We start from the raw sequence: 14,998 nt of genomic DNA on the forward strand, positions 1-14,998 counted from the left end.
GGGCAGTGGCGTACGGGCGGGTCACCGCCCCACCCCCAGCAGGGCCTCCAGGCCGGCCGCAAGCTCCGCGGGACCGCCCCGCTCGGCCATCACGACGGCCGTCGCCCGCAGGCGAGGAAGCTCGCGTGCGGGCAGCCGATGGAGGCCCAGCCGGAATGTGGGGTCGGGTTCGTCCGCGTCGTCGTCCATCGCCCGCAGCTCCACGAGCAGGAATCCGAGGAGCCAGGCGGTGAAAGCCCGGTGGATGCGCACGACCTCGCCGTCGTCGAAACCGGCATCGTGGAGCAGCGCCAGGACGCGTTCGTCGCTCCGCAGCACGGGCAGCGGCCGCCGGGTCATCGGGGTGGACAGCAGACGGGTGGCCAGGAGCGGCACCACGTTGGGGTGAAGCAGAGCCACCCCGTAGGTGGTCAGCGCAATGTGGTGCAGCTGGGCCAGCCAGTCAGGCGTGAGGGGATTCGCGAGCCCTTGCTCCGGCCGGGGGGTGCTCTCCAGATTCCGGTCCAGTTCAAGGCAGAACTTCTCGACCAGCCCGTCCAGCAGCGCGTCCTTGCTGGGGGCGTAGCGGTAGAGGGCCATCGCCTCCACGCCCAGTTCGGCGCCGAGCTTACGCATGCTGAGGCCGGAGAGCCCCTCACGGTCGACCACGTCGAGGGCGGAAGCCAGTACCCGTTCCCTGCTGAGCCGGCCGTAGCGCCCCTTGTCGCCTGCCCTTCGCCCCGGCCCCCGCTCGGCTTCGTTCACGATGACCCGCCTCCGGTTGACATGAGGGAATAATACGCTCAAAGTCGTACGTATATGACGTAAACGTACAGCGACAACGTACGACGTAGACACGCAGGAGCGTCCAGTCATGACGCACAGCGAGCTGAAGCCGCAGGATCTCCTCCAGATGGAGCAACATCTGGCGCGGATCTCGGAAGGCAATGTCGTACGGGTCTGCGACGAAGGTCCCAGCTTCGCGCACCCCTACCGGGCGCGGAGCGTCCGGCGGACCACCTTCACTCCGGTTCTCCCCGCCCGGGACCGGGCCGCACTGTGGTCGATCGCGGTCTGCTGGGTGGTGTCCTTCCTGTGGTTCTGGTCCTGGTGGCTGCAACCGGAGCACCGGGCGGGCTGGGCAGGACTCATCGTCAACAGCCTCCTTCTGCTGTACCTCACCGGCATTCCCTGCTACTTCTTCATCACCGCCCTGCGGTTGCGCCGGGTCGATCCACGGATGCCCGTGCCGTCGGTGACAGTCGCCTTCGTGGTGACCCGTGCCCCTTCCGAACCGTGGCCGATCGTCCGCCGGACCCTTCAAGCCATGCTGGCGCAGGACTATCCGCACGCCTACGACGTCTGGCTGTGCGACGAGGACCCCACCGAAGAGATCGAACGGTGGTGCAGCGAGAACCGCGTCAGCATGTCGTGCCGGCGCGGAGTCCTCCCGTACCACCGAGCGGGCTGGCCCCGGCGCACCCGGTGCAAGGAAGGCAACCTCGCCTACTTCTACGATCACTGGGGTTACCGGCGCTACGCGGTGGTCGCGCAGCTGGACTGCGACCACGTACCCGCTCCGACGTATCTCGCCGAGATGGTCCGTCCCTTCGACGACCCCGCGATCGGTTACGTCGCCGCGCCCAGCATGTGCGACGCCACCGACGCCGCGTCCTGGTCGGCGCGTGGCCGGCTGCATCGCGAGGCCATCTGGCACGGTGCCGTGCAACTCGGCCACAGCGACGGGCTCGCCCCGATGTGCATCGGATCCCACTACGCGGTGCGCACCCGCGCCCTGCGGGACATCGGCGGCCTGGGGCCCGAGCTGGCCGAGGACTTCTCCACCACCTTCCTGCTCAACTCGGCAGGCTGGCACGGGGCCTTCGCCGTCGACGCCGAGGCGCACGGCGACGGGCCGCTCAACTTCGCCGACATGGTCACCCAGGAATACCAGTGGTCCCGGAGCCTCACCACGATGCTGCTCGGACTGCTGCCCCGCCATCTGCGGCGGCTTCCCATGATTCTGCGGCTGCGGTTCGGCTACGCCCTGGCGTACTACCCGCTCCTGGGCCTGATGATCGTGTCCGGGCTGATCCTTCCGCCGGTGGCGGTGATCACGGGACTGCCGTGGATGAACGTCAACTACTTCGACTTCCTGCTCCACTTCTGGTCGATGCCCATCTGGCTGCTGCTGACGCTCGGCCTGCTGCGGCACCGACAGCTGATGCGTCCGCGTACCGCTCCTCTGATGAGCTGGGAGACCTGGCTGTTCACGGTCGCCCGATGGCCCTTCGTGGTGTGGGGTCTGTTCGGCGCGGCACGTCAGAGGATCTGGCACACACAGCTGACCTTCAAGGTCACTCCCAAGAACACCGGCGGGCCCGTGCCGCTGCTGGCACGGCTGACCTCACCGTTCGCGGCAATCGCCGTACTGCTGTCCTCGGTCGCCCTTTACGGGGAGCTGAGCGGTCCGTCGGCCGGATACGTCTTCCTCTGCCTCCTCGGAGCGATCGTCTACGCGACGGTGGCACTCGCCGTCCCCCTCCTTCACGTACGGGAAGCGGCCAGGACCTCGGGAATGCGCTTCTTCGCCGCTCTGCGGACTGCGCGTCTGTCCCTGGCCGTCGGAATCCTCTCGTCCTTGCCCGTCGCCGCGGCAATCGTCTTCTACCCGGCCTACGCGGCCGCCGTCCTGGGCTGGTGAATGCAGTGACCATGAACGCACGCGCACACGCGAACAACCGTGACCACCGCGCGAGTTCACCCTCCACGATCCTCGTCACCGGAGGAGCCGGCTTCATCGGCTCACACGCCTGCGTCGAACTTCTGGACCATGGCTACGAGTTGATCGTGGTGGACAACTACTCCAACAGCAGCCCACAGGTCTTCGCCCGTGTGCAGCGGATCGCCGGCCGTTTCGTCGGTGCCGTGTACGAGCTGGACATCCGTGATCGACGCGCCCTCTCGGCAGTCTTCGACCGCCACTCCGTGGACGCCGTCGTACACTTCGCCGCTCTGAAGGCCGTCGGCGAGTCGACCCGGATGCCCGTCGAGTACTACGACGTCAACGTCGGTGGGACGACGTCGCTGCTGCGGGCGATGCACGAACACGGGGTGCACCGGCTGGTGTTCTCCTCGTCCTGCTCCCTGTACGGCGACGCCGGAGGCGGACGGCTCAGCGAGGCGTCCCCGGCCCGGCCGACCAATCCGTACGCCGCCTCCAAGTGGACCTGCGAGCAGATCCTCGCCGACGTGTGCCGACGGATTCCGGATTTCACCGCGCTCTCGCTGAGGTACTTCAACCCGGTCGGCGCCCATCCCAGCGGGCTGCTCGGGGAAGACCCCTCCGGGACCCCGGACAACCTGATGCCGTACCTGGCGCAGGTGGCAGTCGGCCGCCGCGCGCGCCTGCCCGTCTTCGGCGACGACTACGCCACCCCCGACGGAACGCCCGTACGCGACTACCTGCACGTCATGGACACGGTGGAGGCGCACCGTGTCGCGCTGGACCACTTCACCGACGGCCCCGGGATGCACGTGTACAACCTCGGTGCCGGCCGGGGCTGGTCGGTCCTCGACGTCGTCGCGGCCTTCCGTGAGGCCTGCGGCAAGCCGATCCCGTACGACATCGAGCCGCGCCGCCCCGGAGACGTGACCGAACTGGTCGCCGACGCGGCCGCGGTGGCCCGTGCCTGGGGGTGGCGGCCCACACGGGACCTGGCAGCCATGTGCCAGGACGCGTGGCGGTTCCAACAGCTCAACCCGTCCGGCTATGCCGGTCCTGCCGGCAGCAAATCCGCAAAGGAGTGAAGTCATGCGTATGACAGTGATCGGAACCGGATACGTGGGGACGGTGCACGCCGCGTGCATGGCCGACATCGGCCACCAGGTCCTCGGAATCGACATCGACCCGGCAAGGGTCGCGTCGCTTTCGGCAGGCCGCGCCCCCATGCACGAACCCGGCCTGGACGAGCTCCTCGCCCGTACCGTCGCCTCGGGGAGGCTGCGCTTCTCCACGTCGCTCGCCGAGGGCGCGGAGTTCGCGCGGACGCACTTCGTCTGCGTCGGCACCCCGCAGCGGCCCGACAGCGAGGCTGCGGACCTGCGGTACGTGGACGCCGTGGTGGACGAACTGGCACGGCATCTGCGGCCGGGAAGCCTGGTCGTGGGCAAGTCCACCGTGCCGGTCGGCACGGCTGCGGCCCTCGGAAGGCGACTGGCGGCGTCCACCCGGGACTGTGAGGTCGCTTGGAACCCCGAGTTCCTGCGGGAGGGCTCCGCGGTGCAGGACACCATGCGGCCGGAACGGATCGTGGTGGGCGTCGGCTCGCCACACGCCGAAGCGGCCCTTCGGGCCCTCTACGAACCCCTGGTGCGCGCGGGCGCGGAGTTCTTCAGTACGGACACGGCCACGGCGGAGCTGGTCAAGGTCGCCGCCAACTCCTTCCTCGCGACCAAGATCTCCTTCATCAACGCGATGGCCGAGGTGTGCGAGGCGGCCGGCGCAGACGTGACCGTGCTGGCCCGCGCCATCGGTGCGGACTCGCGGATCGGCCACCTCTTCCTGGATCCGGGGCTCGGCTTCGGCGGGAGCTGCTTCCCCAAGGACATCCGGGCCTTCGCGGCCCGCGCCGAGGAGATCGGCGCCGGTGAGGCGGTGTCGTTCCTGCACGAGGTCGACCGCATCAACGTCCGCCAGCGGCGGCGCACCGTCCTGCGTACCAGGCAGCTCGTCGGCGGTTCCATCGCCGGCCGCCGGGTCGCAGTGCTGGGTGCCTCCTTCAAGCCCGGCAGCGACGACGTCCGTGACTCGCCAGCCCTGGCCGTCGCCTCCGTCCTGCACGAGCAGGGTGCGAGCGTGCGCGTGCACGACCCCCAGGCACTGGACAACGCGCGCGCTGCCGTCCCCGACCTGACATACTCGCTGGACATCCCCAAAGTGTGCGAGGACGCGGATGTGGTCCTGCACCTCACACCCTGGCCGGACTACCGCCGGATCGACCCCCTGGCCCTCGCCCCCGTGGTCCACTCCCCGGTGCTCCTGGACGCTCGCAACAGTCTCGACGCCCAGCCCTGGCGCGCGGCCGGCTGGTCGATGCACGCGCTGGGCCGCCCCACGGGAGGCACGTCATGAAGGTCGTCGTCACAGGGGGTGGCGGATTTCTGGGATCCCATCTGTGCGAGGCACTGCTGGGCAGAGGCGACACCGTGTGGTGCCTGGACAACTTCTCCACGGGCGAACCGGAGAACGTGTCCCACCTGTGCGCGAACCCCCGGTTCCGGCTCCTGCCCGGTGACGTCACCGCGGCCATGGACATCCCGGGTACGGTGCACGCCGTCGCCCACCTCGCCAGCCCGGCGTCTCCGCCCGACTATCACCGGCTGCCGCTGGAAACGCTCTCGGTCGGCAGCCGCGGCACGGAGAACGCCCTGCGCCTCGCCCTGCGGCACGACGCCCGGTTCGTCCTCGCCTCGACCAGCGAGGTGTACGGCGACCCGGAAATCCACCCGCAGCCCGAGGACTACTGGGGCCATGTCAATCCGGTCGGCCCTCGCAGCGTCTACGACGAGGCCAAGCGGTACGCGGAGGCGCTGTCCACGGCCTACCGGCGCAGTCGGGGCGTCGACGTCGGCGTCATGCGGATCTTCAACACCTACGGTCCGCGGATGCGTCCGTACGACGGCCGCGTGGTGTCGACGTTCATACGCCAGGCGCTGGCGGGCGAACCTCTGAGCATCTACGGCGACGGGAGCCAGACCCGCAGCTTCTGCTACGTGGCCGACCTCGTACGCGGAATCCTGGCCATGATCGACCGGAGCGGCCTGAGCGGCCCGGTCAATCTGGGCAATCCGGTCGAGCACACCGTGCGGGAGCTCGCGGACCTCGTCCTGGGCGTCACCGGATCGCGGTCACGGATCGAGTACCTCCCGCTGCCGGTGGACGACCCCTGCCGCCGCCGCCCCATCATCACCCGGGCCCGCCAGGAGCTCGGCTGGGCACCCGTGGTCCCGGTCGAGGACGGCCTGCGGCGCACGGCTGCCTGGTTCACCGACAGCGCCCGCCCCCAGCGGCCGAACGGGGCGCTCCAGCCGGTCGGAGAATCCGGCCCCGGCCGCTTCGAGTCCCTGAAGGCCTGATCAGCATGCACCGGACAGCCGCGATGACCACTCTGGCCGCCGCGATCATCCTGGCCGCCGGGAGCGGATGCGCCGACACCCCCCACTACGCCCCAGCGCCCGCCACCTACTACGTCAGCCCCGGCGGGAACGACCGGAACTCCGGTACGTCGCCCGGCGAGGCATGGCGGACCCTGCGGCGCGCCGAGGGCACGGTCCTCCACCCCGGCAACAAGCTGATGTTGGAGGGGGGTGCCCGGTTCGCCGGCACGCTGACCGTGGGGAAGGGAGAGGCGGGCGACGCGGACCGGCCGGTGGTCATCGGTTCGTACGGGACGGGGCGGGCGACGGTAGCGGCGACGGACGGCCCCGGCATCTCCGTGCACGACACCGCGGGAGTGGAGATCCGCAACCTCGCGGTGACCGGAAGGAACGGCTCCTATCTCCGGGAGGGGGGCATCAACCTCTACAACGACCTGCCAGGCGGCAACACGCTGGATCATGTGGCCGTTTCGGGCGTCGAGGTCTCCGGGTTCCGTGCGGGCATCGCGATCGGGGGCACACGCGGAGGGGCGGGATTCGAGAACGTGAGCGTCAGCCGTTCCAAGCTGCACGACAACAAGGACGTCGGGCTGCTCGCCTACGGTCCCGACTTCGACGCAGGCCATCCCTCGTACGCCCACAGCCACATCCGCATCGCTGACGTCGCGGCTTATCACAACACCGGGGACCCGGCCTCGACCACGACCCATTCCGGCAACGGCATCGTCCTCGGCAGCGTCCGCGACGCGACGGTCCGCGATTCGCGCGCCCACGACAACGGGACCCGCGCCGCCGCCGAGGCGCCGGCCGGCCCGGTGGGCATCTGGGCGTACGACTCCACCGGGGTCCTCCTGGAGCACAACAGCTCCTACCGCAACCACACCGGCTCCCGCGTCGACGGCGCGGGTTTCGGCCTCGACTCCAATGTCTCGGACTCGACGATCCAGTACAACCTGGCCTTCCAGAACGACGGGCCGGGGTACTACACGTACACGAACAAGAGGAACGGGGCCCATCGGGACAACACGATCCGCTACAACATCTCGGCCGACGACGGACGCAAGCTGCCCGCGAAAGGCTCCCTGGCCGTCTACGGCATAGACGTCCGGAGCCTGCACGTCTATCAGAACACCCTGGTCATGCCGCACTCACCCAAGGGCCGGGGGCCGGCGATCGTGCTGCGGGCGGGCCTGTCGCACGTCACCGTGCGCAACAACATCCTCGTAGCCGACGATGCCCCGCTGGTCCTCGCCGCGAAGGGCCTCACCCCCCGCAACGTGCTTCTCCAGGGCAACAACTACTCCACGGTCTCCGGTTCCTGGAGCGTGGACTGGGCAGGCCGCACCTACGCGAGCCTGGCCGCCTGGCGCACGGCGACAGGCCAGGAGCGCGCGGGCGGAAAGCCCTCCGGTACGACCACGGACCCCTGCTTCGCCGGCGGCGCCCTGCCCCGGATCCGCTCCACCGAGGACGCGCCACTGATCATCCCCGACTGCGCGGCCCCGGTGGGGGCCGGACTCGATCTGCACGCCCTCTTCGGAACGGACCCAGGCACCGTCGACTACTTCGGCAGGACCACGGGGACGCCGCCTTCCGTCGGCGCGGCGGTCCCGTCGGTGAAGGACTGAACCGGCAGGAACGGTCCGTACGCGACAAGATGCAAGGCCCTCCGGCGGTACCTACCATCGGAGGGGAGGCGCATGAAAGTGACCCGGACACGAGGACTCATGACCGCCTACGTCATCCTCGTCGCCGGCTTCACCGGCGTCTACCTGGCTGTGCCCGGCGCTCTCACTCCCGTGTGGGCGCTGATCGGCCTCCTGAGCGTGGCCGCTGTGCTGGTCGGCGTCAGGGTCAACCGGCCCGCGCACCGCTGGCCTTGGTGGACCCTGGCGGCGGCGTTGCTCACCTTCTCGGCGGGCGACACGTACTACAACAGCCTCGAAGCCTACTTCTCGGCAGCCAACCCCTTTCCGTCCCCCGCGGACGCCTGCTACCTCGTGACCTATCCGCTCTTCACGGCGGGGCTACTCGGCCTGGTCCGGCATCGCGTGACGGAACGTGACCTGCCGGGCCTGCTGGACGCCCTGATCTTCACTGCGGGACTCGCGCTGCCGGTCTGGGTGTTCCTGGTGCAACCGCTCACCCACGTCGCGGACCTGACGTGGGTGCAGCGCGCCACCAGCATCGCCTATCCACTCGGCGACGTACTGGTCCTGGCACTGCTGGTCCGACTGCTCACGCTCGGGCCCCACCGGAACCGCAACCGGGCGATCCAGTTCCTCGTCCTCGGCACTCTGACCCTGCTCGGCTTCGACATCGCGTACGGGATTCTGCAGCTCAACGGAACGTGGCAGGCAGGCTCCGTCCTGGACAGCGGCTGGATCATCTTCTACACGTCCTGGGGCCTGGCAGCCCTGCATCCGTCGATGACCGAGCTGACCGCGGGCGTGAGCCGGCCGCAGTCGCTGCTCCCGCCGCCAGGGCGGCTGTTGCTCCTGGCCGGCGCTGTGCTGATCGCCCCCGCGATCCTGCTGTACGAGGGGACGAGCGGTGCCCCTCGGGACGTGGCCGTCATCGCCGGCTTCTCCGGGTTGCTCATCCTGCTGGTGATTCTCCGGCTGACGGGCATGGTCGTGGTGCACCGTAAGGCGGTGGCTCGTGAGAACGCTCTGCGTTCGGCCGTGACAGCCCTCGTCGCGGCCATCACGCCGCGGGACATCTCCCACGCCTGCGACCGAGCGGTGGCGGAACTGTTCGGCCCGGCGGTGCCGCACGCCAGCATGCTTCTCTGGGCGCCGGGCGTCGAGAGCTCCGCGATGCAGGATGCCGGTACGGGCGAGACGCCCGCTGGATCATCGGCCGTGCTCGCCATCCAAGAGACGTGCTTGACGCCGGTCGACCGGCTGGGACCTGGGCTCACCGCCCGGCTGGGGCATCTTCGGACCGCTCTTCTGTGTCCTGCGACCGAACCTGACCAGCCTGCCCGGGCCGGACTGCCGGGTGTCCTGCTGACCGCCGGAGCCGAGAAGCGACTGAGCGAAATGCGCAGCTCCCTGGAGATCCTGGCCTCGCACGCGGGTCTGGCCATGCAACGCATGTCGCTCCGCCGGGAGATCAGCCGGCGTGAGAACGAGGCCTACTTCCGCACCTTGGTGCACAACGCCGCAGACGTCATACTCATCGTGGGTTCCGACGACACCATCCGCTACGCGAGCCCCTCGGCCCGTCATATGTTCGGGGCCGTCGAGCTCGTCGGCGTATCGCTGCCAGGACTCGTGGAGGAGGAGGACGGGCGCAGAGCCGTTCGGGCGTTGGCCGCCATGCGCAACGGAGACCGGCGCGAGGCCCAGGGCCACTGGGGCATACAGAACGGCAACAACCACATCGAAGCCCAGGTGCGCTTCCGTGACCTGCGCGACGACCGCACCGTACAGGGGCTCGTCGTCACCCTGAGAGATGTGACCGAACAGCGCCAGCTGGAGCAGGAACTCACCCAGCGGGCATTCCACGATTCGCTGACAGGACTTCCCAACCGGACGCTGTTGCTGGAGCGGCTCGATCGGGCGCTGCTGCGCGGTGGCCGCCAGGCGTCCGTCACCGGCGTCCTGTTCATCGACCTCGACGACTTCAAGATCGTCAACGACAGCATGGGTCACCTCGCCGGGGACCAGCTTCTGGCCGCCGTGGGCAGCCGTCTGTCGGAAACCGTGCGCCGCACCGACACCGCGGCACGGCTGGGCGGAGACGAGTTCGCCGTGCTGATGGAGAACGCGACGGCCCCCATCGACGCCGAACTCCTCGCCGCGCAGGTCATCCAGACGCTGAGCCGCCCGTTCCGTCTGCCGGAGGGTTCCGTCAGCGTGTCCGCCAGCGTCGGTGTCGCCACGACGGTCGACAGCGCCGACACCAGCGAACTGCTCACCCATGCCGACCTCGCGCTGTACGCGGCCAAAGTCGCCGGCAAGTGCCAGTGGCGCCACTTCCAGAACCGTCTCCGGGACCGCATGCTGGAGCGGTTCGAACTGCGGACGAACCTTGACGCGGCCCTCAGCCGGGAGGAGTTCGCGCTGTGCTACCAGCCCGTGGTGGATATCGCCAGGGGGGAAATCGTCGGATTCGAGGCCCTCGCGCGATGGCCGAATCCTCGGTCCGGCCCGGTGCCGCCGCAGCAGTTCATCGCACTCGCCGAGGAGACCGGGCACATCAATTCGCTGGGAGCCTGGGTCCTGGGGAACGCGACCTCGGACATGGCGGTGCTGCAGAGGGCCGCACCCGGCAATCCGCCGTACGTCAGCGTCAATGTGTCGGCCCGGCAGTTCCGGGATGCGGACTTCCTGGACAAGGTGCGCAGCGCCCTGGCCACGCCCGGCCTCGCTCCGGGGTCGCTGCAGCTGGAACTGACCGAAACGGTCCTCGTGCAGCGGGACAGCCAGGTCGAGGCCGTGATGCGGAGCCTCAAGGATCTGGGGGTTCGCATCGCGGTCGACGATTTCGGTACGGGGTACTCCTCGCTGCGGTACCTGCGGGACTTCCCGATCGACGTGCTGAAGATCGACAAGTCGTTCATCGACGAAATCACCTCGGACGCCCGGCAGATGGCCCTCGTCGAGGGAATCGTCAACATCGCCGACACGCTCGGCCTACAGGTCATCGCCGAAGGAATCGAGGACCTCGGACAACGCGATCTGCTCGCCCGGACGAGCTGCCGGTTCGGTCAGGGCTTTCTCTACGCCCGTCCGATGACGCTCCAGCAGGGTGATCACCTCCTGCGCCATCCCGCGGGGAACTGGCATGTGTCGGGCAACGGGCACCCGCAAAGGCACGCGGAGCCCGTCAGGAACCGTGGGCCCGACACCGAAAGGGGCAGCTGATGCCGGACACAACTGTGGAGACCGTGGGTACGGCCGACGTCCGGCCCGATCCGCGCTGGGGGGATCTCGAACATCTCAGGCGGACGAGCCCGATGACCGACGCGGTGCTCGACGAGGTACGGGGCAGGCACATCCGCTGCGGGAACCACTGGCTGATCGACTTCGCGTCCTGCAACTACCTGGGCTTCGACTACGACCCCGACGTCATCGCCGCGATCGAACCAGCCGTACGGCGCTGGGGAACGCACCCCAGCTGGTCTCGGCTGCTGGGCAGCCCCCGGATCTACCCCGAGATCGAGGAGCGGCTCACCACGCTGCTGGAAGCGCCGGACACCTTGCTGCTCCCGACGGCCACCCTGATCCACGCCTCGGTGATCCCGATCCTGGCGGACGGCGGACATGTCTTCGTCGAAGCCACTGCACACCGGACCGTGTACGACGGGTGTGCGGGCGCGCGGGGGCAGGGTGCCACGCTCCATCGGTTCCGGGGCGATCGCCCGGGAGAACTCGACGCCCTGCTGCGGGCCGCACCGTCACGCTCCGCTCGGCTCGTCTGTCTGGACGGCGTGAACAGCATGAGCGGGAACATCCCCGACGTACGTGAACTGGCCGCTGTGTGCCGCCGCAACGGTGCCACCCTCTACATCGACGACACCCATGGCTTCGGCGTCATCGGGGAACGGCGGCCGGACGAGCTGAGTCCGTACGGAGCTCGCGGAAACAGCGTCGTACGGCACACAGGTGAGTCGTACGACGACATCGTGCTCGTCGGTGGATTCTCCAAGGCGTACTCGTCGCTGCTGGCGTTTCTCGCCCTGCCCACCCCGCTCAAGTCACTGCTCAAGGTCGCCGCCGCCCCCTACCTCTACTCCGGTCCGTCTCCGACCGCTTCCCTGGCCACCACCCTCGCGGGTCTGGAAGTCAACGACCGCCGTGGTGATGCCATCCGCGCCGATATCCACCGCAAGACCGCCCGGGTGCTCGACCACGTCCACGGCCTGGGCCTGGACACACCCAACAGGGACGGACTGCCGATCGTGGAGATCCCGCTCGACGACCCATCGGACCTGGATGCCGTCGCCCTTTCCCTCTGGGACAGCGGTATCTACGTGACGCTGGCCGCCTACCCTCTCGTACCGCGCGACCGCGTCGGCTTCCGCGTCCAGATCACGGCACTGAACTCCGACGACGACATCGCATCCCTGTGCGGCGCGCTGACGCGGCTCAGCGAGCAGTTCGCACTGCGGCGGCGGGAAGGCTGAGGCCGTCATGCGCGGGACACCGACGTACAACGACGACGTGGACTGGGACAGCTGGCCCGTTCAGGACTATCTCGCGGAGAACTACCGGGAACTGCACCCGTCGGACGCGGCAGTGATCGCGCATCACAGCGCCTTCTACCGTCGGCTGGAACCGGGCAGTGCCGCGCGCTCGGTCGAGTTCGGGGCCGGACCCAACCTCTATCCGCTCATGCTGGCCGCCGCGGCGAGCCGGCAGGTCGACGCGATCGAGGCGAGCGCTGCGGGCATCGCCTATCTGAACCGGCAGCTCGACCAGGGCGCCGATCCCAGTTGGGAGCCCTTCTACGCGCTGTGCCGGGAACTGAATCCGCAGCTGCCGCCGACGCTGTCACAAGCCCTCTCGGTGGTGCGCGTCGTGCACGCCGACGCCCGCAGTCTGACCCCCGGCACCTATGACGTCGCGTCGATGAACTTCGTCGCAGAGGGAATCACCGAGGACTTCACCGAATTCAGACAGTTCTGCGGGCGCTTCGTAAGCTCCGTGCGCCCCGGCGGGCGTGTGGTCGCCGCGTTCATGGAGAACATGCCCACGTACCGTATCGGGCCGGCCTCGCGATGGCCCGGCTGCCCGGTGAACCCTCGCCTCGTCACCGACGTCTTCGCACCCCTGACACGGCAACTCTCCGTCACCCGGATCGACTCGGACTCCAGTCTGCCGGATTACGGGGATTCCGGCATGGTGCTCCTGACAGCGGTCAGGCCGCCGGCGTGACCCCTGACCGCTGGAGCGCGAACGCCGTCTCCACGAGAGCGAGGTGGCTGAAGACCTTCGGAGCGTTTCCGAGCTGGCGACCCGCCTGGGGATCCCACTGCTCCGACAGCAGGCCGACGTCGTTACGGACACCGAGCACCCGCTCGAACATGTCGCGCGCCCCGTCCGGCTGACCGATGCCGGCGAGGGCCTCGGCATACCAGAGCGAGCACGCCACGAACGTGCCCTCGGAACCGCGCATGCCGTCGATGCCGTGCACGCCGCTGCCATTCGACGCGTAGCGCCTCAGGAAGCCCTGGTGATCGAGGCCGCGCATCGCCGCGACGGTGCCGCGTACCCGTTCGTCGTCCGGCGGAAGGAAGCCGAGTCGCGGAATCAGCAGAGCTGACGCGTCGAGGGAGGCAGACCCGTAGGACTGGACGAACGAGCGCTGTTCCGCGTCCCAGCCCTCGCGGCACACTTCCTCGCGCACGGCGGCACGCATCGCCCGCCACTCCCCCGAGGACCCGTTTCTGCCGAGGAGAGTGCCCATGCGCAGAGCACGGTCCGCTGCGACCCAGGACATGATCTTCGAGTGGACGAAGTGCCGCTGGGGGCCCCGTACCTCCCACAGCCCTCGGTCCGGATCGCGCCAGTGCGTCTGGAGGTAGCGCATCATCGCGTTCACGAGGCTCCACGCATGGTGGGGCACCGGTATGCCCGCCCGGAGGGACCAGTAGAGGGCGTCGATGACCTCGCCGTAGACATCGAGCTGGAGCTGGCCCACAGCGGCGTTCCCGAAGCGCACGGGGCGCGCCCCTTCGTATCCGGGAAGCCAGGGCGCTTCGGTCTCCGGCAGTCTGCGCTGCCCTTCGAGCCCGTACACCGCCTGCAGGTCCGCCGGTTCACCAGCGATGGTGCGCAGCAGCCAGGCCAGCCACGCTGACGCCTCTTTCCGGTAGCCGCTGCGCAGCAGGCAGGACAGGGCAAGAGCCGAGTCGCGCAGCCAGCAGAACCGGTAGTCCCAGTTGCGCTCTCCTCCGATGCACCCGGGAAGGGAGGTGGTCGGCGCCGCGATGATGCCGCCCGTGGGTGCGTAGGTGAGTGCCTTCAACGTGATCAGAGAGCGCACCACCGCCTCGCGCCAGGGCCCCTCGTAGCGGCATCGGGATGTCCATTCACACCAGAAGTCCGATGTCGCCTTCAAGGCGGTCTCCGCCGGCACACACAGTTCGACGGGAGGGTCGGTCAGGTGCGACGGAGCCCAGGCCAGCATGAAGGTCAGGCGCCGGCCTGCCGGGACGACGAACTCCGCGACGGTGGAGCCACCGGTGTCGACGAAGTCCACCGGGGCGTCGGTGCTCTGCCACAGCGCGTCCGGACCGGCGACGGCCACGGTACAAGCGCCCGCCGGTCTCACCCAGGGGACAACGCGCCCTTGATGGAAACGTGGTCTCAGTTCGCTGCGCATGGTGACAGCGCCCGCGATGCCCGCCACCGTGCGCACCAGACAGGGCGACTTACCACGTGGCGGCATGAAATCCGTGACACGCACGGCGCCGGTCTCGGTTTCCCACCAGGAGTCGAGGATCAGCGTGTCGTCGCGGTATCCCCTGCGGGAACACTCTCGTGCGCCTACGGGCGCGATGCGCCAGAAACCATTGTTTCCGGTGCCGAGCAAGCCCGCGAAACACGCCGGTGAATCGAACTGCGGAACGCAAAGCCAGTCGACCGACCCGTCGTTTCCGATCATGCCGGCGGTCTCTAGATCACTGATGATGGCGTAGTTCTCGATTGGATTGCTCATAATCGCACATACGCCGTCGTACACAATGCCGCTGTATTCAGACTACGCCACATCCCTGCCGGAGGAGGCCGAGATCAGCCGGTCGGAGAGGCGCGGCTCGTGTGGCGCGCACATCGCGACGCCCGGTATCAGTAACTGGTCTCCCGGTTATGCATTCAGGTCGACCGGCGTGCGAGTCCCATGGCCG

Annotated in this window: 10 protein-coding genes; 8 read left to right on the forward strand and 2 right to left on the reverse strand. The window is 68.8% G+C overall.

Going from position 1 to position 14,998, the window contains the following annotated elements; genetic code table 11:
* Positions 1 to 21 precede the first annotated feature (21 nt).
* Positions 22 to 747 (reverse strand): TetR/AcrR family transcriptional regulator, encoded by a 726-nt coding sequence (locus OG538_RS05320; RefSeq protein WP_406099990.1) that lies wholly within the window; start codon positions 745 to 747, stop codon positions 22 to 24.
* A 106-nt stretch (positions 748 to 853) separates the two neighbouring features.
* Here OG538_RS05320 and OG538_RS05325 point away from each other — a divergent pair, with 106 nt between their 5' ends.
* The 8 genes from OG538_RS05325 (at position 854) to OG538_RS05360 (ending at position 13,025) form a co-directional block, all read left to right on the forward strand.
* Positions 854 to 2,683, forward strand: coding sequence for a glycosyltransferase family 2 protein (locus OG538_RS05325; RefSeq protein WP_406090648.1), 1,830 nt, complete (start codon positions 854 to 856; stop codon positions 2,681 to 2,683).
* An 11-nt stretch (positions 2,684 to 2,694) separates the two neighbouring features.
* Positions 2,695 to 3,789 (forward strand): UDP-glucose 4-epimerase GalE, encoded by a 1,095-nt coding sequence (gene galE, locus OG538_RS05330; RefSeq protein ID WP_406090650.1) that lies wholly within the window; start codon positions 2,695 to 2,697, stop codon positions 3,787 to 3,789.
* A 4-nt stretch (positions 3,790 to 3,793) separates the two neighbouring features.
* Positions 3,794 to 5,113, forward strand: coding sequence for a UDP-glucose dehydrogenase family protein (locus OG538_RS05335; RefSeq protein WP_406090651.1), 1,320 nt, complete (start codon positions 3,794 to 3,796; stop codon positions 5,111 to 5,113).
* Positions 5,110 to 6,117, forward strand: a complete 1,008-nt coding sequence (locus OG538_RS05340; RefSeq protein WP_406090653.1) for a UDP-glucuronic acid decarboxylase family protein — start codon at positions 5,110 to 5,112, stop codon at positions 6,115 to 6,117. The genes OG538_RS05335 and OG538_RS05340 overlap by 4 nt, the downstream gene beginning before the upstream one ends.
* Before the next feature lie 5 nt (positions 6,118 to 6,122).
* Positions 6,123 to 7,766, forward strand: coding sequence for a right-handed parallel beta-helix repeat-containing protein (locus tag OG538_RS05345; RefSeq protein WP_406090655.1), 1,644 nt, complete (start codon positions 6,123 to 6,125; stop codon positions 7,764 to 7,766).
* Between the two features lie 99 nt (positions 7,767 to 7,865).
* Positions 7,866 to 11,012: a putative bifunctional diguanylate cyclase/phosphodiesterase gene (locus OG538_RS05350; protein ID WP_406090657.1), complete on the forward strand. Its 3,147-nt coding sequence runs from the start codon at positions 7,866 to 7,868 to the stop codon at positions 11,010 to 11,012.
* Positions 11,012 to 12,274, forward strand: coding sequence for an aminotransferase class I/II-fold pyridoxal phosphate-dependent enzyme (locus OG538_RS05355; protein WP_406090659.1), 1,263 nt, complete (start codon positions 11,012 to 11,014; stop codon positions 12,272 to 12,274). Before OG538_RS05350 ends, OG538_RS05355 begins: the two co-directional genes overlap by 1 nt.
* A 7-nt stretch (positions 12,275 to 12,281) precedes the next feature.
* Positions 12,282 to 13,025 carry a class I SAM-dependent methyltransferase gene (locus OG538_RS05360; protein ID WP_406090661.1) on the forward strand — a complete coding sequence of 248 codons (744 nt, stop codon included), beginning with the start codon at positions 12,282 to 12,284 and terminating at the stop codon, positions 13,023 to 13,025.
* On the opposite strand, the gene OG538_RS05365 is transcribed toward OG538_RS05360, so the two are convergent.
* The gene (locus OG538_RS05365) at positions 13,009 to 14,811 is read right to left on the reverse strand and encodes a glycoside hydrolase family 15 protein (protein WP_406090663.1); all 1,803 of its coding nucleotides are present in this window, start codon (positions 14,809 to 14,811) and stop codon (positions 13,009 to 13,011) included. The genes OG538_RS05360 and OG538_RS05365 overlap by 17 nt on opposite strands.
* Positions 14,812 to 14,998: the final 187 nt, after the last annotated feature.

This window comes from Streptomyces sp. NBC_01013 (genome assembly GCF_045162765.1).
Taxonomy (GTDB): domain Bacteria; phylum Actinomycetota; class Actinomycetes; order Streptomycetales; family Streptomycetaceae; genus Streptomyces.

Excerpts from the sequence above, each read along its gene's own strand:
- galE (WP_406090650.1), top strand. The coding sequence starts at position 2,695 with ATGAACGCACGCGCACACGCGAACAACCGTGACCACCGCGCGAGTTCA.
- OG538_RS05335 (WP_406090651.1), top strand. The coding sequence starts at position 3,794 with ATGCGTATGACAGTGATCGGAACCGGATACGTGGGGACGGTGCACGCC.
- OG538_RS05345 (WP_406090655.1), top strand. The coding sequence starts at position 6,123 with ATGCACCGGACAGCCGCGATGACCACTCTGGCCGCCGCGATCATCCTG.
- OG538_RS05340 (WP_406090653.1), top strand. The coding sequence starts at position 5,110 with ATGAAGGTCGTCGTCACAGGGGGTGGCGGATTTCTGGGATCCCATCTG.
- OG538_RS05355 (WP_406090659.1), top strand. The coding sequence starts at position 11,012 with ATGCCGGACACAACTGTGGAGACCGTGGGTACGGCCGACGTCCGGCCC.
- OG538_RS05365 (WP_406090663.1), bottom strand. The coding sequence starts at position 14,811 with ATGAGCAATCCAATCGAGAACTACGCCATCATCAGTGATCTAGAGACC.
- OG538_RS05325 (WP_406090648.1), top strand. The coding sequence starts at position 854 with ATGACGCACAGCGAGCTGAAGCCGCAGGATCTCCTCCAGATGGAGCAA.
- OG538_RS05360 (WP_406090661.1), top strand. The coding sequence starts at position 12,282 with ATGCGCGGGACACCGACGTACAACGACGACGTGGACTGGGACAGCTGG.
- OG538_RS05350 (WP_406090657.1), top strand. The coding sequence starts at position 7,866 with ATGACCGCCTACGTCATCCTCGTCGCCGGCTTCACCGGCGTCTACCTG.